The 18,207-nt window shown below is 62.4% G+C and carries 21 protein-coding genes; 10 read left to right on the plus strand and 11 right to left on the minus strand.

Annotated elements, in window-relative coordinates; all coding sequences use genetic code 11:
* Window positions 1-128: 128 nt before the first annotated feature.
* The 6 genes from N6L25_RS09885 to mutM all read right to left on the minus strand — a co-directional run bounded on the left by N6L25_RS09885 (window position 129) and on the right by mutM (window position 5,319).
* Complete coding sequence (locus N6L25_RS09885; protein ID WP_271979719.1) at window positions 129-1,664, minus strand: phosphoenolpyruvate carboxykinase; 1,536 nt, start codon at window positions 1,662-1,664, stop codon at window positions 129-131.
* A gap of 198 nt (window positions 1,665-1,862) precedes the next feature.
* Window positions 1,863-2,717, minus strand: coding sequence for an Hsp33 family molecular chaperone HslO (gene hslO, locus N6L25_RS09890; protein WP_271979721.1), 855 nt, complete (start codon window positions 2,715-2,717; stop codon window positions 1,863-1,865).
* A 53-nt stretch (window positions 2,718-2,770) separates the two neighbouring features.
* Complete coding sequence (hslR, locus tag N6L25_RS09895; RefSeq protein WP_271979723.1) at window positions 2,771-3,178, minus strand: ribosome-associated heat shock protein Hsp15; 408 nt, start codon at window positions 3,176-3,178, stop codon at window positions 2,771-2,773.
* A 40-nt stretch (window positions 3,179-3,218) separates the two neighbouring features.
* Window positions 3,219-3,908, minus strand: coding sequence for a GMP/IMP nucleotidase (gene yrfG / locus N6L25_RS09900; protein WP_271979725.1), 690 nt, complete (start codon window positions 3,906-3,908; stop codon window positions 3,219-3,221).
* Between the two features lie 105 nt (window positions 3,909-4,013).
* The gene (locus N6L25_RS09905) at window positions 4,014-4,346 is read right to left on the minus strand and encodes a hypothetical protein (RefSeq protein ID WP_271979727.1); all 333 of its coding nucleotides are present in this window, start codon (window positions 4,344-4,346) and stop codon (window positions 4,014-4,016) included.
* A gap of 160 nt (window positions 4,347-4,506) precedes the next feature.
* Complete coding sequence (mutM, locus tag N6L25_RS09910; RefSeq protein ID WP_271979729.1) at window positions 4,507-5,319, minus strand: bifunctional DNA-formamidopyrimidine glycosylase/DNA-(apurinic or apyrimidinic site) lyase; 813 nt, start codon at window positions 5,317-5,319, stop codon at window positions 4,507-4,509.
* Between the two features lie 298 nt (window positions 5,320-5,617).
* On the opposite strand from mutM, the gene N6L25_RS09915 reads away from it, so the two are divergent.
* Complete coding sequence (locus tag N6L25_RS09915; protein WP_271979731.1) at window positions 5,618-6,799, plus strand: DesA family fatty acid desaturase; 1,182 nt, start codon at window positions 5,618-5,620, stop codon at window positions 6,797-6,799.
* 60 nt (window positions 6,800-6,859) lie between these two features.
* On the opposite strand, the gene rsmD is transcribed toward N6L25_RS09915, so the two are convergent.
* Window positions 6,860-7,468 carry a 16S rRNA (guanine(966)-N(2))-methyltransferase RsmD gene (gene rsmD, locus N6L25_RS09920; RefSeq protein WP_271979733.1) on the minus strand — a complete coding sequence of 203 codons (609 nt, stop codon included), beginning with the start codon at window positions 7,466-7,468 and terminating at the stop codon, window positions 6,860-6,862.
* Between the two features lie 191 nt (window positions 7,469-7,659).
* On the opposite strand from rsmD, the gene ftsY reads away from it, so the two are divergent.
* The 8 genes from ftsY (at window position 7,660) to N6L25_RS09960 (ending at window position 15,667) form a co-directional block, all read left to right on the plus strand.
* Window positions 7,660-8,847, plus strand: a complete 1,188-nt coding sequence (ftsY, locus tag N6L25_RS09925) for a signal recognition particle-docking protein FtsY (protein WP_271979735.1) — start codon at window positions 7,660-7,662, stop codon at window positions 8,845-8,847.
* Between the two features lie 8 nt (window positions 8,848-8,855).
* Window positions 8,856-9,548 (plus strand): cell division ATP-binding protein FtsE, encoded by a 693-nt coding sequence (gene ftsE, locus N6L25_RS09930; protein ID WP_271979737.1) that lies wholly within the window; start codon window positions 8,856-8,858, stop codon window positions 9,546-9,548.
* On the plus strand, window positions 9,538-10,530 hold the full coding sequence (gene ftsX / locus N6L25_RS09935) for a permease-like cell division protein FtsX (protein WP_271979739.1): 993 nt from the start codon (window positions 9,538-9,540) through the stop codon (window positions 10,528-10,530). Before ftsE ends, ftsX begins: the two co-directional genes overlap by 11 nt.
* Before the next feature lie 192 nt (window positions 10,531-10,722).
* The gene (rpoH, locus tag N6L25_RS09940; RefSeq protein ID WP_271979741.1) at window positions 10,723-11,583 is read left to right on the plus strand and encodes an RNA polymerase sigma factor RpoH; all 861 of its coding nucleotides are present in this window, start codon (window positions 10,723-10,725) and stop codon (window positions 11,581-11,583) included.
* Window positions 11,584-11,710: 127 nt separating this feature from the next.
* Complete coding sequence (locus N6L25_RS09945; protein WP_271979743.1) at window positions 11,711-12,622, plus strand: NAD(P)-dependent oxidoreductase; 912 nt, start codon at window positions 11,711-11,713, stop codon at window positions 12,620-12,622.
* 3 nt (window positions 12,623-12,625) lie between these two features.
* Window positions 12,626-13,426 (plus strand): hydroxypyruvate isomerase, encoded by an 801-nt coding sequence (gene hyi / locus N6L25_RS09950; protein WP_271979746.1) that lies wholly within the window; start codon window positions 12,626-12,628, stop codon window positions 13,424-13,426.
* Between the two features lie 89 nt (window positions 13,427-13,515).
* Window positions 13,516-14,196: a winged helix-turn-helix domain-containing protein gene (locus N6L25_RS09955; RefSeq protein WP_271979748.1), complete on the plus strand. Its 681-nt coding sequence runs from the start codon at window positions 13,516-13,518 to the stop codon at window positions 14,194-14,196.
* On the plus strand, window positions 14,183-15,667 hold the full coding sequence (locus tag N6L25_RS09960) for a HAMP domain-containing sensor histidine kinase (protein WP_271979750.1): 1,485 nt from the start codon (window positions 14,183-14,185) through the stop codon (window positions 15,665-15,667). Before N6L25_RS09955 ends, N6L25_RS09960 begins: the two co-directional genes overlap by 14 nt.
* On the opposite strand, the gene N6L25_RS09965 is transcribed toward N6L25_RS09960, so the two are convergent.
* Both N6L25_RS09965 and greB read right to left on the minus strand, forming a co-directional pair.
* Complete coding sequence (locus tag N6L25_RS09965; RefSeq protein ID WP_271979752.1) at window positions 15,668-15,955, minus strand: hypothetical protein; 288 nt, start codon at window positions 15,953-15,955, stop codon at window positions 15,668-15,670.
* Window positions 15,956-16,211: 256 nt separating this feature from the next.
* Window positions 16,212-16,688 (minus strand): transcription elongation factor GreB, encoded by a 477-nt coding sequence (gene greB / locus N6L25_RS09970; RefSeq protein ID WP_271979754.1) that lies wholly within the window; start codon window positions 16,686-16,688, stop codon window positions 16,212-16,214.
* A gap of 249 nt (window positions 16,689-16,937) precedes the next feature.
* On the opposite strand from greB, the gene N6L25_RS09975 reads away from it, so the two are divergent.
* Entirely contained in the window at window positions 16,938-17,384 is a 447-nt protein-coding gene (locus N6L25_RS09975) for a hypothetical protein (protein ID WP_334312394.1), read from the plus strand.
* Window positions 17,385-17,391: 7 nt separating this feature from the next.
* On the opposite strand, the gene N6L25_RS09980 is transcribed toward N6L25_RS09975, so the two are convergent.
* Together N6L25_RS09980 and N6L25_RS09985 are read right to left on the minus strand one after the other, a co-directional pair.
* Window positions 17,392-17,706: a site-specific integrase gene (locus N6L25_RS09980; protein WP_271979757.1), complete on the minus strand. Its 315-nt coding sequence runs from the start codon at window positions 17,704-17,706 to the stop codon at window positions 17,392-17,394.
* A 137-nt stretch (window positions 17,707-17,843) separates the two neighbouring features.
* Entirely contained in the window at window positions 17,844-18,107 is a 264-nt protein-coding gene (locus N6L25_RS09985; protein ID WP_271979758.1) for an acyl-CoA-binding protein, read from the minus strand.
* Between the last annotated feature and the right edge of the window lie 100 nt (window positions 18,108-18,207).

Raw genomic sequence — 18,207 nt, forward strand, 5'->3', positions numbered from 1 at the left:
ACGTTAAACGAGGGGCTGTGCGGAAGGGCCGGGAGGATGAGGCGACGGCGGTGTTTCGGTCGCGGGGAGGCTGGATAGCCGGCATAAAAAAGGCGACCCGCAGGTCGCCTTTCTGAGCCAGCCGGGGGTTAGCCCAGCTTGGGTCCGGCCGCGATGATGGCGTCGGAGACGTCGAACTTCTTGAAGTTGTCGACGAACTGGCCAATCAGTTCCTGGGCTTTGGCGTCGTATTCTTCGCCGTTGCTCCAGGTGTTGCGCGGGTTGAGCAGCTTGCTGTCGACGCCGGGAACGCTGGTGGGTACTTCCAGGTTCAGGGCCGGCAGGCGCTCGGTGGGCGCGTCGTCGAGGTCACCGTTTTGGATCGCGCTGATGATCGCCCGGGTGGTGGGGATGCTGAAGCGCTCGCCGGTGCCGTAGGCGCCGCCGGTCCAACCGGTGTTGACCAGGAATACCTTGCTGCCGAACTCGTCCATCCGCTTCATCAGCAGCTCGGCGTAGACGCCGGCCGGACGCGGGAAGAACGGCGCGCCGAAGCAGGTGGAGAAGGTGGATTTCAGCTTGGAAGAAGAGCCCATCTCGGTGGAGCCCACCAGCGCGGTGTAGCCGCTGAGGAAGTGGTAAGCGGCCGCTTCCTTGCTGAGGATGGACACCGGCGGCAGTACGCCGGTCATGTCGCAGGTCAGGAACACGATGTGGGACGGCTCACCGGCACGGTTCTCCAGGACCCGCTTCTCGACGTGCTCCAGCGGGTAGGCGCAGCGGGAGTTTTCGGTCAGGGAAACGTCGGTGTAATCCGGCTCGCGGCTGTCTTCGTCGATCATCACGTTTTCAACGATGGCGCCAAAGCGGATGGCGTCCCAGATGATCGGCTCGTTCTTCTGGCTCAGGTCGATGCACTTGGCGTAGCAGCCGCCTTCGATGTTGAAGACGGTGCCCGGGCCCCAGCCATGCTCGTCGTCACCGATCAGGAAGCGGGCGGGATCGGCGGACAGGGTGGTCTTGCCAGTACCGGACAGGCCGAAGAACAGGCAGGTTTCGCCGTTCTCGCCAACGTTGGCGGAGCAGTGCATCGGCAGCACGTCTTTTTCCGGCAGCAGGAAGTTCTGCACCGAGAACATGGCCTTCTTCATTTCGCCGGCGTAACGCATGCCCGCCAGCAGCACCTTGCGCTTGGCGAAGTTGATGATCACGCAGCCGTCGCTGTTGGTTCCGTCACGCTCGGGTACGCATTCGAAACCGGCGGCGTTGAGGATCTGCCACTCCTGCTTGTCGGCCGGATTGTAGCTCTCCGGGCGAATGAACAGGTTGCGACCGAACAGGTTCTGCCAGGCGGTCTCGGTGGTCATGCGCACCGGCAGGTAGTGTTCCGGGTCAGCGCCGACGTGGACGAGAGAGAGGAACTGGTCCTTCTCGGTGATGTAGGCTTCCACGCGGTCCCAAAGGGCGTCGAACTTGTCGCTGTCGAACGGACGGTTGATGGGCCCCCAGTGGATCGCGTCGGCGGTGCTCGGCTCTTCCACGATGAAGCGGTCCATGGGAGAACGGCCAGTGCGCTTGCCGGTCTTGACCACCAGTGAACCATTGGCTGCCAGTTGGCCTTCGCCTCTTTCCAGTGCCAGCTCGACCAGTCGTGCTGAACTCAGATCAGTATAAGTGTTACTCACTTCGACCTCGCCCTCAGGGTGTCTTCGTGACTGTCAGAAATGTCGGTGCGGTTGCCAAGGTGCGCAACTGGCGGATTTCTGAACAATCGGGTCAATTCAGGCGCGCTATTATGCCAGAGACGCCGGTAAAAAACGACTGCCCGAAAAGCCGCCCCAGCAGCGGGATCCGGGTCAATCGACGGAACCGCGAGCGACCGCCTAGTGCAGCGAATGACCGGTGAACAGGTGGTCGATGTCGTTGCGATTAAACTCGTAGTGGGCATGGCAAAACTGGCAGTCCATTTCAATGCTGCCCTGCTCCTCGAGAATGTTGTAACACTCGTCCTTGCCGATGGACTCCAGCGCGCCGAGGGTGCGTTCACGGGAACAGCTGCAGCTGAACGCGACCGGGTCGGTGTCGAACAGACGCACCTCTTCCTCGTGGAACAGCCGATGGAGGATGGTTTCACTATCCAGGGTCAGCAGCTCCTCGGCGGTCACGGTGGCCGCGAGCTGGGATACCCGCTCCCACAGTTCATTGTCGGCGTCGCTGCTGCCAGGCAGTCGTTGCAGCAGTAGGCCGGCGGCACACTGATCATCGGCAAACAGGAACAGCCGGGTGGCAATTTGTTCCGAGCGCTGGAAGTAGTCTTCCAGGCACTCGGCAAGGCAGTTGTGCTCGCGGGGCACCACGCCCTGGTAACGCTGGCCCTGGGATGGGGTGATGGTGATGGCCATGCGGCCTTCGCCCAGCAGTGCGTTGAGGCCGGATTCCGCCGTCGCCGGCGCGTCGAAGCGGGCCAGCCCGCGAATCTGGCGGTCATGGCTGCATTCGGCCATCAGTGTGCGCAGCGGGCCTTCGCCCTGGGCCTGTAGCGACAGCGTGCCCTCGAATTTCAGGGTGCTGCTCATCAGCACGCTGGCAACCAGGGATTCGCCCAGCAGTTGTCGTACCGAAGAGGGGTAGGGGGCCTGGTTGGTGACGTCGCTATAGCTGTCACTCAGTTGCACCCAGGCACCTCGAATCTGGCTGTGCTCGAAAATAAAACGCTGAAACTGGTCCTGGGACGCCATGTGCGGTCTCCTGAATGGGCGATATCGGATCGATGGGTAATAGCGGGGTGCGATCAGCAGCTGTTCTGTTCCTGGAACCGCTTGATGTCGCGCCGGTCCTTCTTGGACGGTCGGCGCGCCGGGGGCAGTTGGGCGGCCTGCATGGTCTTGCGCTGCCAGGCCAGGTCCTCCCGTTTGCGTACGCTGTCTGCGGTTTCGTGGTAGAGCTTTTGGGCTTCGGGTGCGCCCCGACGCCGATCACTGATGCCATCCACCACCACGATGCGTTCCTGCCAGCCCTGACGTAGCCTCAGCTCGGCGCCGGCCTCCACCATTTTGCCGGGCTTGCAGCGCTGGTTGTTGTAGTGGACCTTGCCGCCTTCGATGGCGTCTTTGGCGAGGGATCGGGTCTTGAAGAGTCGTGCGGCCCACAACCATTTGTCGAGGCGGACGCGTTGATCTTGCTGGGTTTGTGTTGCCATGTCTCCCACCTGGCGAATGTGCCTTTCCATTATAACGGCTTCAGTGGGCGGATGGCAGAGAGCGGTGAGCCGTCAATGCGGGCAGCACCTCGTCAAAATGGTGAATGGAGGGCAGCTGGGGATGGCGTTCCCGGTCGGGTTGCTGGCTGTCCGGAGCAAGGATGGCCAGGGCCTGGCCGATACCCGCGGCGACCGCGCTGTCCAGCACCGGAAAGCTGTCATCCACCATCAGGGTGGTGTCGGGATGGTGGGGCTGGATCGCGCGCAGATCGTGCCAGAAGCTGACGTCTTCTTTGGGTTTGCCCAGGCGATGGCTGGACACCACGTCGTCCACCAGCCGGTCCAGGCCGGTATGGCGAAACTTGAGCGCCAGCGGGTCGGGGTGACAATTGGTGACGATGACGGTTCGCAGCCCGCATTGGCGCAACCGGGCGAGGAATTCCCGGGCGTGGGGGCGATAGCCGATACGCTCGCCGACTTCGGCTTTGAGGCGGGTGATGTCCAGCTGCAGCCGCTGGCTCCAGTAATCGGTGCAATACCAGTTGAGTGAGCCCCGTTGTGCCTGGATCATCGGCAAGATTTCGGCACGGGCCTGTTCCGGGCTGAGTCGGTTTTGCTCGGCGTAGCGACGGGGCAGGTGATCGAGCCAGAAATGATTGTCGAAGTGCAGATCCAGCAGTGTTCCGTCCATATCCAGGAACACGGTGTCGAGCTTGGTCCAGTTCACCATAACGAAAACAGCCTGATTAATGAGAAGAAGGCTCCTTGAGTCATCAGGCTGCCGGAGTTTGCGTCGGGGCGCAACTCCGGTTTATACGGACCCGGAGCCAGGGGCTCAGTACTCGTCCTGATCGAGCGGTGGCTCCTTGCGCCCCGGCTTTGCGCAGCCCAGGCAGCGCACAAAGGTGGCTTCCGCAGGGCCCAGTACCAGCACCTCGCCGGCTTCACCGGCGTTACCGCCGAGCAGCGAGAATGGCAGCGACACCACGTAGACCGCGGTGCCCACGATGGTGGTGGCAAACAGCACCGGGCGGGCAAACAAGGCGTCGGCGGTCATGGCCAGCGCCGAGGGTGACTCCTCGACAGCGCGGGCGTGGCCGATGGAGGCAAACGCCAGCAGGCACGCGGCCACGGTGATGGTCAGCAGTCGGGAAACTTTAGCGGTCATGACATTTCTCCTGGTTCGGTCGGGTCGGCCGGTGTAACGGCGACCCTTGGCCTGGCGGCCGGAATTTCGTGCGGCGCAGTGTTCCGGGTGTGCCGTTGTTCAGAGACTCCTTAACTATGAAACATATTGACGTAAATTCAAACAGCTATTGCCCGGCGTGCTAGCGCTGGCAGCGGGTGCAATAGACGGTGGTGCGCTGGCTCATGCGGATTTCCCGCAGCGGGTTGCCGCATTGGCTGCAGGGCTCGGCGCCGCGGCCATACACCAGCAGTGACTGGGCGAAATAGCCGGGCTTGCCGTCGCTGTTGACAAAATCCCGCAGGGTGGTGCCGCCCATCAGGATGGCGGCGCTGAGGGTCTCGCGAACCGCTTCGGCCAGACGGAGGTAACGGTCGAGGCTGATCCGCCCCGCCGGTCGTTGCGGGTGGATGCCGGCCTTGAACAGCGCTTCGTTGGCGTAGATGTTGCCGACTCCGACCACCACGTGGTTGTCCATCAGAAAGGCCTTGATGGGCGTCTTGCGCCGTCGGGACAGCCGGTGCAGGTAGCCGCCATTGAAGGTGGGCGCCAGCGGCTCCGGCCCCAGGCTCGCGAGCAGCGGGTGCTGTGCGGGGTCGTCGGTCCACAGCCAGCAGCCAAACCGGCGGGGGTCGTTGTAGCGCAGCCGTACGCCGGACTCCAGGACCAGCTCGACATGGTCGTGGGCCTGCGGGGGGCTGTCGTCGGTGATGATGCGCAGACTGCCTGACATGCCGAGGTGGACAATGGCGGCGCCCGCTGCCACCCAGATCAGCAGGTACTTGGCGCGCCGTTCCACCGTCACTATGCGCTGCCCGGTCAGGTGCTCGGGCAGGTGCTCGGGCACCGGCCAGCGTAGGCTGGGGTTGCGAACGATCACCTGATCCACGACCTGCGCTTCGCAGAACGGCGCTATGCCCTGGCGGGTGGTTTCCACTTCCGGTAGTTCCGGCACGTCGGCTCCTGAATGTGACGTTTGAGGCAGATTGTCGTGTTTGGCAACAGAATGTCAACGCGCCCTGGCGGTGGCTGAACTGGCCTTCCGGCGGGGAAATGCAGTGGCGATAGAGGGTTGGCGAGCGTGGCGGGATCGGTAAGCCGGTTTTGGCCGGTGCCGGCCTTTACCGATCGGTGTATAATAGGTAACAAAACTGAAAGCAAATCGGCTTGTTTGGCGCACACCCGTAAGCTAGAGTGGAAGCCCTGAAAGAAGGGGTGAAGTCGGCCCCGCTGGCTCTCTGAGGTAATTCGGTATGTGGTACAACGGTCTTCTCGACCTGTCAGTGATGCAGTTGGTTCTGGTGATGCTGGGCCTGACCCACGTCACTATCGTCAGTGTGACGCTCTATCTGCATCGGCACTCGGCACATAACTCGCTGGATCTGCATCCGGCGCTGGCGCACTTCTTCCGCTTCTGGCTGTGGCTGACCACGGCGCAGAACACCAAGGAGTGGACCGCCATCCATCGCAAGCATCACGCCAAGTGCGAAACCGAGGACGATCCCCACAGTCCGGTCGTCAAGGGTATCAAGAAGGTGCTGCTCGAGGGAGCCGAGCTGTATGCCGACGCCGCCACCGCGGAAACCCTGGAGCGCTATGGCCAGCGTACCCCGGAAGACTGGGTGGAGCGTAACGTCTACAGCCGCTACCGCGTTCTCGGGGTTATCCTGATGGGGGCCATCAACCTGCTGCTGTTCGGCGTCAATGGCATCTGGATCTGGGCGCTGCAGATGATGTGGATTCCGGTGTGGGCCGCCGGCGTGGTCAACGGCATTGGTCATTACCTGGGTTACCGCAATTTCGAGTGCACCGACAATGCCCGCAACATCTCGCCGCTGGGCATCCTGATTGGCGGCGAAGAGCTGCACAACAATCATCACACCTATCCCAACTCCTCCAAGCTGTCCCGCCGCTGGTACGAAGTGGACATTGGCTGGGGTTATATTCGCCTGTTCCAGCTGTTCGGGCTGGCCACACCCAAGGGCTACCGCCCCATTGCCCACTATGTGCCGGGCAAGCAGGTTGTGGACGTAGAGACACTGCAGGCCATCGCCAACAATCGCTTCGACATCATGCGTCAGTACCGTAAGCGGGTGATGGAGCCGGCGTTGCGGCAGCAAAAGGAGCTGCTGGAAGATGGCATCAAGTCCCGCTACCGCAAGGTCAAGCAGCTGCTGTCACGGGAGATTACCCTGATCAAGCCCAAGGAGCAGGCGCAGCTGGATAAGGTGCTGGAGAAAAACCCGGTGTTGCGCCAGCTCTACGACAAGAGCCAGGAGCTGCAGGCGTTGTGGCGTCGTCGAGGCGTCAAGCCGCAGGAAAAAATCCAGGCGCTGATGCAATGGTGTAAAGAAGCGGAAGCCAGTGGTATCCGTCACCTGGAAGAGTTCGCGGCGCATCTCAAGGCCTACTCGCTGAGACCGGTCGCGGCCTGACCGCCGTACTCTGTCCGATTTTGACCCCGCCCATCCCGGCGGGGTTTTTCGTTGTGACGATCAATCGGCCGGCGGGTCAACCCGGAACAGGTTGTAGCAGACCTGGCCCGCGCGCTTCTGCCGGTGCAGGTGCCAGTTGGCCGGTGGTGCCGGTGGGCTGAGTTCACTCTCATGTTCGACGTACACCCAGCTGCCGGGCTTAAGCCAGGGGTGCTGATTCAGCAGGGGGTACAGCCGTGCCAGCCAGTCCTGTCGAAACGGTGGGTCCATGAACACCACATCGAAGGCCTGGGGGGCGGTGGCGAGGTAAGACTCGACGCCCTGGCAGCTTACGGTGGCGCTCGCGCACTGCAGCGCCTGCAGGTTTTGGCGCAGTGCCTGTGCCAGCTCGGGGTGGTGCTCAACGAAGGTGGCACTGGCGGCGCCACGGGACAGCGCTTCCAGGCCCAGGGCGCCGCTGCCGGCGAACAGGTCGAGGCAGTGGCTGCCGGCCAGGTGGAAGCTCAGCCAGTTGAACAGGGTTTCCCGGGTGCGGGCCGGGGTGGGGCGGACGCCGCCGGCATCGGGAAAGCGCAGCTTGCGACTGCGCCAGTCGCCGCCGATGATGCGCAGTTCACCCTCCGCGCTTTGGTTGCCACGGTTGCTTGGGGGCGGACGTTTTCGGCCCATGTCAGATCAGGCTCCGGATGTTGGTCAAGGTGCAGGTGCGGCTTCGCGCGGCACAAGCCGCCCATAGTAGCGGAAAACCATGGTAGCGGAAAAAGTGCGGCCGCACATGATGTCGGATTTGGAGCCGGCCTCTGCCTCCGCTAGAATGAGCGCTTTCCGGTTCCCTCCCATTCCAGATAAATGGTAAGACTATGACGGCAGAGTGGATTTCAATTGGCCTGCTGGCCCTTCTTGTGTTGTTGTTTGTCGGCGAGTTGGCCGGCAACCGCCGCCGGCTACCTCGGCCCAAGCCAGTGCCGCAGCAGAAGCCGGAAATGCGGCCTGGCGCTGCCCCGCTTGAGGACAAGGCGGTTGAGCCGGTATCGCCAGCACCTGCCGAGACCCCGGTTGAGCCTCCCGTCGCCCCCGAGCCCGAGCCGGTGGTCGAGCCTGAGCCGGTGGTGGAGGAAGCCGCACCGCAGCTCAGCGTCTTCGAGCGGATTCGCAGTGGTCTCGGCAAGACCCGCGCCAATCTGACGTCGGGTCTGGCGGACCTGTTCGCGGTCGGCAAGAAGATCGACGAGGATCTGCTGGAGGAAATTGAGACCACCCTGCTGATGGCCGACGTCGGCGTCACCGCCACCTCCGAAATCATCGACTCGCTGACCGACAAGCTGGAACGCAACCAGCTGAAAGATGGCGCCGCCCTGCAGGCGGCGCTGCGTGAGGAGCTGCACGGTCTGTTGCGACCGGTGACCCGGCCGCTAACGGTGAAGGCGGACAACAAACCCTACGTGATCCTGATGGTCGGGGTGAATGGTGTCGGCAAGACCACCACCATTGGCAAGCTGGCCAAGCAGTTCCAGGATGACGGCCTGTCGGTGATGCTGGCGGCCGGGGACACCTTCCGGGCCGCTGCCGTCGAGCAGCTGCAGGTGTGGGGTGAGCGTCACCAGGTGCCGGTGATTGCCCAGCATACCGGCGCCGACAGCGCTTCGGTGATCTACGACGCGGTCCAGTCGGCCCAGGCCAAGGGGGTGGATGTGGTGATCGCCGACACCGCCGGTCGATTGCAGAACAAGGACAACCTGATGAGCGAGCTCGAAAAGGTGGTCCGGGTGATGAAGAAGCTGGATGACAGCGCGCCCCACGAGGTGATGCTGGTTCTGGATGCCGGTACCGGCCAGAACGCCCTGAGCCAGGCCACCGTGTTTCAGCAGGCGGTGGGGGTCAGCGGCATTACTCTGACCAAGCTGGACGGCACCGCCAAGGGCGGCATCGTGTTTGCCATTGCCCGCCAGCTGCAGTTGCCGATCCGCTATATTGGTGTGGGCGAGCAGGCGCAGGACTTGCGCACCTTTGACGCCGAAACCTTTGTTGAAGCGTTGTTTGACGAGTAAGTGCCGGCATGATCGAGTTCCAGCAGGTCAGTAAGCGATACGACGGCGACCATCTGGCCCTGAAGCAGGTGAATTTCAGTCTCGACCGTGGCGAGCTGGCGTTTCTGACCGGCCACTCCGGCGCCGGCAAGAGCACGCTGCTGAAACTGATCATGCTGATGGAGCGGCCCAGCGCCGGCCAGGTGGTGGTGGGCGGGCAGGTGCTCAATACGCTGCCCCGGCGCCAGATTCCCTACATCCGGCGTCACATCGGCGTGGTGTTCCAGAATCATCAATTGCTGTTCGATCGCACGGTGTTCGACAACGTGGCGATGCCGCTGGAGGTGATGGGGGTGCCGGCGCGTGATATCGGACGACGGGTGCGGGCGGCCCTGGACAAGGTCGGCCTGCTGAGCAAGGAAAAAATGAATCCGGTGCAGCTTTCTGGCGGGGAACAGCAGCGGGTGGGCATCGCCCGAGCGGTGGTCAATAAGCCGCCATTGCTGCTGGCGGACGAGCCCACGGGCAACCTGGACCCGGAACTGTCGGCGGACATCATGCAGTTGTTCGAGCAGTTCAGCCAGGTCGGCGTGACCGTGTTGATCGCCAGTCACGATATCGCGCTGATTAACGACCTGGGGCGGCGTACGCTGGCGCTGGATCATGGCCGTTTGGTGGCCGGTGGTCAGCCGCTGGCGCAGGGAGGTGGCCATGGCCGATGACTCTGTCCGGTCGCGGGGTGCCAATCACACCCGCCGTGCGACCCGGGATGCCGCCGAAAGCTATCTTTCCCATCATCGCAAGGTCGCCCGTGACAGCGCGCAGCGGCTGTGGCGAACCCCGCTGGCCAGTCTGATGACCTGGATGGTGATGGGGGTGGCGCTGGCATTGCCGGTGGGGCTGTTGTTGCTGCTCGGCAGTCTGCAGGGGCTGAGCGCCGGTTGGGAGAGCAGCGCCCGCATCACCGCTTATCTGGAGCAGACCCTGACCGTGGCGCAGGCGCGGCAGTTGCAGCTGGAAGTGGGCGCCCGGGGCGATACCGCGGAGGTGGACCTGATTGACCGGGACCGGGCGCTGGCGGAGTTCCGTGTCAGCTCGGGTCTGAACGACGCCCTCGATTACCTCGATGACAATCCCTTGCCCCACACCTTGCTGGTGACGCCGGTGGAGCTGAATCGTCACGCTTCCGGGGTGGAGCGGTTGGCCGCCGAGCTGGAGGCGCTCGCCGGCGTCGCCCGGGTGCAGGTCGATCTGGGCTGGCTGCAGCGGCTGAACGGCATGACCGAGCTACTGGGACGGGCGACCTGGGTGCTGGCCGTGCTATTGGGCGCGGCGGTGGTGCTGGTGATCGGCAACACCATTCGGCTGGCCATCGAGAGTCGCCGCGATGAGATTCTGGTGGCCAAGCTGGTGGGCGGTACCGACGCCTTTGTGCGTCGGCCGTTCCTTTACACCGGGCTGTGGTTTGGGCTCGGTGGCGGCGTTGTGGCCTGGCTGCTGTTGCAACTGTCCCTGTGGTGGTTGAACGGTCCGGTCGAGCGGCTGGCAGGCCTGTATCGCAGTGACTTTACGCTGAACGGGCTCCCGTTTGATGGTGCCCTGGCGCTGCTGGTGGGCGCCATGATGTTGGGCTGGCTCGGCGCCTGGCTGGCCGTCAAGCGGCACCTTGACGCCATTGAGCCCGGCGTACCCGCGGGCAGTTGAGCCTATTGCGGAAACAACTTATAGCCCGGAACCGGCTGCTGGCGTAAGTTCAATCTCAGGCGAATTGCCCGGAAATTAAGCTAACGCTCTGTTTTTGTTGGTTAAAGTCGGTATTTTCCGGGAACTTTTCGGGGTCTTGGCGGTCTGGTTATTAGTTGCTATATTTGCAAGGCCCCAGTTAGGAGGGAAAGCATGGGTACAAGTTTACAGTTGGCTGACAAGCTGGTTCCGGGCGTCAATCTGGAGGCCTACATCCAGGCCACCAGCCGGATTCCGGTGCTTACAGCCGATGAGGAGCGCCACCTGGCTGAGCGGCTGCACTACGAAGACGATGTGGAGGCCGCCCGTCAGCTGGTGCTGTCGCATCTGCGATTTGTCATTCACATAGCCCGTAGCTATTCCGGATATGGCCTGCCCCAGGCTGATCTGATCCAGGAGGGCAATGTCGGCCTGATGAAAGCGGTCAAACGCTTCAATCCCGAGTACGGTGTGCGCCTGGTGTCTTTTGCGGTGCACTGGATCAAGGCCGAAATCCACGAATACATCCTGCGCAACTGGCGCATTGTCAAAGTGGCCACCACCAAAGCCCAGCGTAAGCTGTTCTTTAACCTGCGTAGCCAGAAGAAACGCCTGGCCTGGTTGAATCATGAGGAACTGCAGGCGGTGGCCAGCGATCTTGGCGTCGAGCCGCAGGTGGTGCGGGAAATGGAAGGGCGCCTGGCCTCCCAGGACACCTCCTTCGATGGCCCGATGGACGACGATGACGACAGCAGCTATCAGGCACCGGCCTATTACCTGGAAGATCGGCGCGGTGATCCGGCGGTTCAGCTGGAACAGTCCGACTGGACCGAGGACTCCAATGGCCGCCTGATGCAGGCGCTGAACACGCTGGATGAGCGCAGTCAGGATATCCTGCGGGAGCGCTGGCTGTCTGACAGTAAATCCACGCTGCATGAGCTGGCCGCCAGGTATGGCGTCTCCGCCGAGCGAATCCGGCAGCTGGAGAAGAACGCCATGAAGAAGATTCGCGCCCAGATGACTGAGGCGGCCTGACCTCCGGGGCCTCCAGCCTTGGCCACTGACGCCACCAGACCTGTCCGGCTGGTGGCGTTTTTGTTTGTCCCGGAATCCGCCGGCCTAGCCCCGCCCGCTTCACCGATTGCACGGAGTATGCCTAATCATGACCACCGCCCGCCCGCACATCGCTTTTTTGGGGATCGGCCTGATGGGAGCCCCGATGGCCAGCAACCTGCTGGCCGCCGATTTCCCGATGACCCTATGGAACCGCACCCGCAGCAAGTGTGATCCCTTTGCCGATCGCGCCGCCATTGCCGACAGCCCTGCTCAGGCGGTGGCCAGCGCCGATGTGGTGATAACCATGCTGGAGAACGGCGAGGTGGTTGAGGAGGTGTTGGTCAGGCAGGGGGTGGTCGACGCGCTGCGGCCGGGGACGCTGGTGATCGACATGAGTTCGGTACGGCCTTCGCTGGCGCGCCGCCATGGCGAGCTGGTGGCGGCCCGCCAGGGCCGTTATCTGGATGCCCCGGTCTCTGGCGGCACCCGCGGTGCCGAAGCGGCCACCCTGGCTATCATGGCGGGCGGTGACGAGGCGGCTGTGGCCGAGGCCCAGTTGGTGCTGTCGGTGCTGGGTTCGGTGACCCGGATTGGCCCGGTGGGTGCCGGCCAGTTGGCGAAGCTGGCCAACCAGGCAATCGTGGGCATCACCATCGGCGCGGTGTCCGAAGCGCTGTTGTTGGCGGCCAAGGGCGGCGCCGATCCGGTCGCGGTGCGTGCAGCCCTACTGGGTGGCTTTGCCGGCAGCAAGATTCTGGAGCAACACGGCCAGCGCATGATTGAGCGTGATTTTGCCCCCGGCGCACCGGCGCGCATCCAGCTCAAGGACCTGCGCATGATTCTGGATGAGGCCCGGGCCGAGGGCCTGACCCTGCCGTTGACCCAGCAGGTGCATCACGAATACCTGTCGTTGCTGGCCAATGGCCACAGCGAGGTGGATCACAGCGGCCTGTTGCTGGAACTGGAGCATCTGAACGGGGTGCGGCTGGGCCGCGTCGGTCCCGGACCCAAGGAGTAAGCCATGGCCAGGTTCGCCGCCAATCTCACCCTGTTGTTCACCGAACTTCCGTTCCCGGAGCGCTTTGCCGCCGCCCGTCGCGCCGGTTTCAGTGGTGTGGAATATTTGTTTCCCTACCCCTGGGCCAAGGACCAGCTCAAGCTCTGGCTGCAGGATCAGGGCCTGCAGCAGGTGTTGTTTAACCTGCCGCCCGGAGACTGGGACGCCGGCGAGCGCGGCATTGCCTGCCTGCCGGATCGGGTCGACGAGTTCCGGCGCGGCGTGGCGCAGGCCATCGAGTACGCCCAGGCCCTGGCTTGCCCGCGACTCAACTGCCTGGCGGGGATTCCACCCCAGGGGTTGGCGCCGGAGCGGGCCTGGGAGCAGCTGGTGGCGAACGTGGACTGGGCCAGCCAGCAGCTGGCGCGGGAGGGCATCACCCTGTGCGTCGAGGCGATCAATTCCCGGGTCGACATGCCCGGTTTCCTGGTGGATACCTCGGCCCGGGCCATGGCATTGATGGCGGCGGTGGCTTCCGACAACGTCAAACTGCAGTATGATCTTTATCATATGCAGATCATGGAGGGCGACCTCATTCGTACCCTGGAGCGTCTGCTGCCGCACATTGGCCATATCCAGTTTGCCGACAACCCGGGTCGTCACGAGCCGGGCAGCGGCGAGATCCATTTCGCCAACGTGTTTGCGGCGCTGGATCGGTTGGGCTATGACGGTTGGTTGAGCGCCGAGTACCGGCCGGCAACCGAAACCGAGGCCGGGCTGGGGTGGTTGCAGGAGTTTTCGTCGACCGGCAGACCGTCGCCTTAGGCGACACCCTCTTACAAGATCGTAACTGGCCGTGACCGGGCCTTGTCCGTAATCTGTTTTCGAACCATCCGAAACTTGGAGGCTGTTAGGTGAAAGCGCTGGTAATTGAAGACGATCAGGACGTGGCAAACTACCTGATCAAGGGACTCAAGGAGTCCGACTTCGTCGTTGACCATGCGGCGGAGGGCAAGGAAGGCATGATGATGGCGGCCAGCGAAGACTATGACATCATGATCGTTGATCGGATGTTGCCGGGCATGGACGGGCTGTCCATCATCAAGACGGTGCGCGCTACCGGTAATCAGGTGCCGGTGCTGATCCTCAGCGCCCTGGGGGATGTGGATGACCGGGTGGAAGGGCTGCGCGGCGGTGGCGACGATTACCTCACCAAGCCGTTTTCCTTCACCGAATTGCTGGCCCGGATCGAATCCCTGGTTCGCCGCAACCGCCAGGCGGTGGAGACCGAAACCGTGCTGCGGGTGGCGGATCTGGAAATGGACCTGCTGGCCCGTACCGTCAAGCGCGCCGGCCAGAATATCGATGTCCAGCCGCGGGAATTCCGCTTACTGGAGTACCTGATGCGGAACGCCGGCCAGGTGGTGACCCGCACCATGCTGCTGGAGAAGGTGTGGGATTACCATTTCGATCCCCAGACCAATGTGATTGATGTGCACATCAGTCGTTTGCGAGCCAAGATCGACAAGGAGTTCGATACCCCGTTGCTGCAAACCATCAGGGGTGCCGGATACATGCTGCGTGAAACTGCTTAGCCAACTGCGAACCTCCACCTTTCAGCTGGCCCTGTTGTACATGGTGGTGTTCGCCACCTCGGTGTTTTTGTTGTTGGCGTTCATCTACTGGCGTACCGCCGGCTTCATGACGGCTCAGACCGACGAAACCATCGAGGCTGAGATCGCCGGCCTGGCCGAGCAGTACCGGGGCCGCGGCATCAATGGCCTGATCACCATCATCCGTGAACGGGTGGCGCGAGACCCCAACGCCAAGTCACTGTACCTGGTGACCACCGAAGACTACATGAAGCTGGCGGGCAATCTCACCGCCTGGCCGGAGGGCACACAGTCCCAGAGTGGCTGGATCAACTTTACCCTGGATGACCGGGTTGGCTGGGTTGGTCCGCCCAGGCTCGCCCGTGCCCGGATCTTTGAAGTGCAGGGCGGACTTCGTCTGCTGGTGGGGCGGGATGTCGACGATCTGACTGCGCTGAAGCGGGTGATTGAAACCGCCATCAACTGGGGCATGGGCATTACCCTGGCGCTGGCCCTGCTCGGCGGCTTCATGCTCAGCCGCAGCACCACCCGCCGGATCGAGGTGATCAATAACACCTCCCGCAAGATCATGAACGGCCATCTGTCCCAGCGCATTCCCACCCGGGGCACCGGCGACGATTTCGACCAGCTCGCCGAGAATCTCAACCAGATGCTCGATCGCATCGTCTACCTCATGGAAGGCATTCGTCACGTTTCCGACAGCATTGCCCACGATCTGCGCACCCCGTTGACCCGGTTACGCAACCAGCTCGAGAACACCCTGATGGCGGTGGATAACGAGGAGGCCAGGGAGCAGGCCGGGCGGGCCGTCGCCGAGGCCGATCAGCTGCTGGCCACCTTCAATGCGCTGCTGCGGATCGCCCGTTTGGAGACCCGCGGCAATACCGCCGATATGAAACCGGTGTCGCTGGGGCTGCTGGTAAGCGATGCCTGCGAGCTTTACGAAGCGGTGGCCGAGGACAAGCAGCAGCGCTTCGAGCAATCGCTGGACGACCAGGTGATGATCGAGGGAGATCGCGACTTGCTGTTCCAGATGGTCAGTAACCTCATCGACAACGCCATCAAGTATACGCCGGAGCAAGGCGACATCCGGGTGGCGGTTTACGCCGAAGACAACGACACGGTGTTTGAGGTGAGCGACAGCGGCATCGGGATACCCGACGAGGAAAAGGAGAATGTCTTCCAGCGGTTCTACCGTGTTGGCAAGAGCCGCTCACTGCCGGGCAATGGCCTTGGCTTGAGCCTGGTCAGTGCGGTGGCGGAGATTCACCAGGGACGGATTGTGCTGAGGGACCGGCACCCGGGTCGGGACTTTCCCGGTCTGTGTGTGGCGGTAGCGATTCCGGCCTATCGGCCCACCAGCAAGCGTGTCAAAGTGGTTGCCGGCCGGGAGGAGGCCGAACTCAGCGGAGACCCGGATACCGAGTCTCCGGCAGGCCGGCCGCAGGCCTAATCAGCCGCGAACGGAGCCGCGCAGCTGCTCCAGACGGGCAATCACCGGACGCAGCAGGGCGTCGGCGCGGGTTTCAACGGTGTTGACCAGGGCCTCGATCTGGGATTTGCGGCGGTCGATGCGGGCCTGGATGCTGTCCCACTCACCTTCCAGATGCTTCTGTTCATTCATGACAAAGGCCGCCAGGTTGTGGCGGTTGACCTTGCTGGTGATGCCCAGCTGGTCCAGCTGGAAGCCAACGCTGTCCAGGCCGTTCAATGCGGTATCGATCAGTTGCTTTGTGTTCATGGCGGAGCCCGTCGTGATCAAGGAAATGGGTTAAATTTTGAGTAGCGCCAACGGTAATCGCCCTTTCTAGGGTGCGCAACCTAATTTCGCGCCGGGGTTGGCGCAAGCTGTCGAAAGGGTAATGCCGTGGCCACCTCTCAGTAACGGCGAGAATGGATACTTGGTCAAGTAGTTAGGGAACATGCCGAGGCCATCCATCCGGCGTGTTGGTCCCTCCAGCACAGCGCTAGCCTTGCCCCGTCCCAACGGGGTTTTTTTATGCCTGCGGATAGTCGATGGCGTTGATCACCCAATACGCCGGCCCGTTCGGCGTCTGCACCTCCACCTCGTCGTCCACCTGCTTCTTCAGTAGCGCCCGCGCCATCGGCGTGTCGATGGAGATGTAATCCTTGCGATCGAAGATCTCATCGTAACCGACGATGCGAAAACGTTTGGTTTCACCGTCGTCGTTCTCGATCTCCACCCAGGCGCCAAAGAACACCCGGCCATCCTGTTCTGGGGCATAGTCCACCACCGTCAGTTCGCCCAGGCAGCGGCGCAGGTAGCGCACCCGGCGGTCGATCTGGCGCAGCAGCTTCTTGTTGTACTGGTAATCGGCATTCTCGCTGCGGTCGCCCAGGCTGGCGGCCCATTGCACCTTCTTGGTGATCTCCGGGCGGTGTTCCCGCCATAGGTAATCCAGTTCTTTCTTCAGGGCTTCAAAGCCGTCTCGGGTGATCAGTTTTGCGCGCATGGGGTGGTCAAGGAATGGCTAAAAGAGTGGTTACAGCATACCAGAGTTGTTATTGGCGTTGGTCGATGGCCGAGTGACCGGAACGGCCCCTGCGGAGCAGTGATGGTTGTCACAAATCTGGCGAAAAAGTGACCGCTTTGAGTCCGCTGGCGATAAACTGTTCGAAAATTGTCATGTCCGGTCAGTCGATACACCCGGTACCGCCAAAATGAGGCGGCCGGATAGGCTGGCCATGCCGGAGTGGAAGTGATGGAGCGCGTATCCAGACCTGTTGGGTTGAGAGGGTTGATGGGCCTGCTAGGGATGATGGCCGGGTTGCTGGGGCCGGTGGTTGCGCAGGCTGAGGAAGCCGGGGCGGAGGTGTTCGAATTCCGCGAACGTTCGACCATGGACACCATTCGGTTGCGGTCGCTGGCGGAGGAATCGTTGGCCAATACCGTGATCGAGGGCGGGCTCGAAGCGCCAGCCTCCGGAGTGGCGGTGGCCCCTCAGGGCGAGGAGGATTATTACCTGGATCCGCTGGCGCTACAGCCCAATGACGGTCGCACTGACCTTGGCCGTTCCGAAATTCCGGTGGATATCCGGTTCAGCAATCCACGCGCCATCCCCGGTCAGACTCACAGCAATACCTACAGCATCCAGCCGCCCGCCAACCGCGCCTATCAGGCCTACGGCGCCTCGATTTCCGAGCGCTGATCTTCGTTCAGGCCGCGGCGTGGGCGGTGGTCTGGTCATTCTTGCCCAGCACGTCCTCGTAGAAGAACGTCAACGCCTGACGGGCCTGGTTCAGCCGCGCCCGAGACACCTGAATGCGGTCACGGAGATAACTGAGGAACTGCTGGCGGTCATCCTGTTCCAGCATCTCGACGTCTTTCTGGTCGTGAAAGAGCACAAAGCGGGTGATCCAGTGCAGGTAGTTCTGTTCGGTGCGTTGGTTCAGCTGGTGTTTGTGAATTGCGAGCGTCACACGGCTCAGCAGGCCGGGCTGTGAATGCTCCAGCGCTTCGATCAAATGCATGGTGAGTCTTCCAGATACATTGTTTTTGTTATGGTGGCGGCATCATATGACAATCGTTTGAAAGTCGCAAAATTTCATCCGCTTGCCGGTTCGCCCAGACCAGCGCCGCCGGCGGTCAGGGCGAAGTGCGGGCGATATTACCCTTTCAGCGCTTCCAGACGGTCGATGTAAGTCTGCATCGCTTCGTCGGTGGAGGTGCCCTTGAGCTGTTCCCAGGCGTCGTACTTGGCGCGGCCCACAAAATCCATCATGCCCGGGCGCTTGCCGCTGACATCGCCTTCGGTGGCCTGTTTGTACAGGGCATAGAATTCCAGCTTCAGTTCATTGGACGGCTTGACGTCGCCTTCGCCGGTCTGGATGAAGTTGACCGCCTCATCGAATTTGGCTTTCAGGTCACTCATGGTTATGTCCTTTTTATCGGTTGGTGTGTCTCATGGGGAACCCTTCGCGAAACCCTGGGCCCGGGGGCCGAGCGCTCCGTCACGTGGCTTCCTGACGCTG

This window comes from Marinobacter sp. SS21, from assembly GCF_028369065.1.
Taxonomy (GTDB): Bacteria; Pseudomonadota; Gammaproteobacteria; order Pseudomonadales; family Oleiphilaceae; genus Marinobacter.

What these genes read in the sequence shown, in the direction of transcription:
- hslO (WP_271979721.1), bottom strand. Translation starts at nt 2,717, where the DNA reads ATGGCGTCCCAGGACCAGTTTCAGCGTTTTATTTTCGAGCACAGCCAG.
- hslR (WP_271979723.1), bottom strand. Translation starts at nt 3,178, where the DNA reads ATGGCAACACAAACCCAGCAAGATCAACGCGTCCGCCTCGACAAATGG.
- yrfG (WP_271979725.1), bottom strand. Translation starts at nt 3,908, where the DNA reads ATGGTGAACTGGACCAAGCTCGACACCGTGTTCCTGGATATGGACGGA.
- N6L25_RS09905 (WP_271979727.1), bottom strand. Translation starts at nt 4,346, where the DNA reads ATGACCGCTAAAGTTTCCCGACTGCTGACCATCACCGTGGCCGCGTGC.
- N6L25_RS09915 (WP_271979731.1), top strand. Translation starts at nt 5,618, where the DNA reads ATGTGGTACAACGGTCTTCTCGACCTGTCAGTGATGCAGTTGGTTCTG.
- rsmD (WP_271979733.1), bottom strand. Translation starts at nt 7,468, where the DNA reads ATGGGCCGAAAACGTCCGCCCCCAAGCAACCGTGGCAACCAAAGCGCG.
- ftsY (WP_271979735.1), top strand. Translation starts at nt 7,660, where the DNA reads ATGACGGCAGAGTGGATTTCAATTGGCCTGCTGGCCCTTCTTGTGTTG.
- ftsE (WP_271979737.1), top strand. Translation starts at nt 8,856, where the DNA reads ATGATCGAGTTCCAGCAGGTCAGTAAGCGATACGACGGCGACCATCTG.
- ftsX (WP_271979739.1), top strand. Translation starts at nt 9,538, where the DNA reads ATGGCCGATGACTCTGTCCGGTCGCGGGGTGCCAATCACACCCGCCGT.
- rpoH (WP_271979741.1), top strand. Translation starts at nt 10,723, where the DNA reads ATGGGTACAAGTTTACAGTTGGCTGACAAGCTGGTTCCGGGCGTCAAT.
- N6L25_RS09945 (WP_271979743.1), top strand. Translation starts at nt 11,711, where the DNA reads ATGACCACCGCCCGCCCGCACATCGCTTTTTTGGGGATCGGCCTGATG.
- hyi (WP_271979746.1), top strand. Translation starts at nt 12,626, where the DNA reads ATGGCCAGGTTCGCCGCCAATCTCACCCTGTTGTTCACCGAACTTCCG.
- N6L25_RS09965 (WP_271979752.1), bottom strand. Translation starts at nt 15,955, where the DNA reads ATGAACACAAAGCAACTGATCGATACCGCATTGAACGGCCTGGACAGC.
- greB (WP_271979754.1), bottom strand. Translation starts at nt 16,688, where the DNA reads ATGCGCGCAAAACTGATCACCCGAGACGGCTTTGAAGCCCTGAAGAAA.
- N6L25_RS09975 (WP_334312394.1), top strand. Translation starts at nt 16,938, where the DNA reads ATGGAGCGCGTATCCAGACCTGTTGGGTTGAGAGGGTTGATGGGCCTG.
- N6L25_RS09980 (WP_271979757.1), bottom strand. Translation starts at nt 17,706, where the DNA reads ATGCATTTGATCGAAGCGCTGGAGCATTCACAGCCCGGCCTGCTGAGC.
- N6L25_RS09985 (WP_271979758.1), bottom strand. Translation starts at nt 18,107, where the DNA reads ATGAGTGACCTGAAAGCCAAATTCGATGAGGCGGTCAACTTCATCCAG.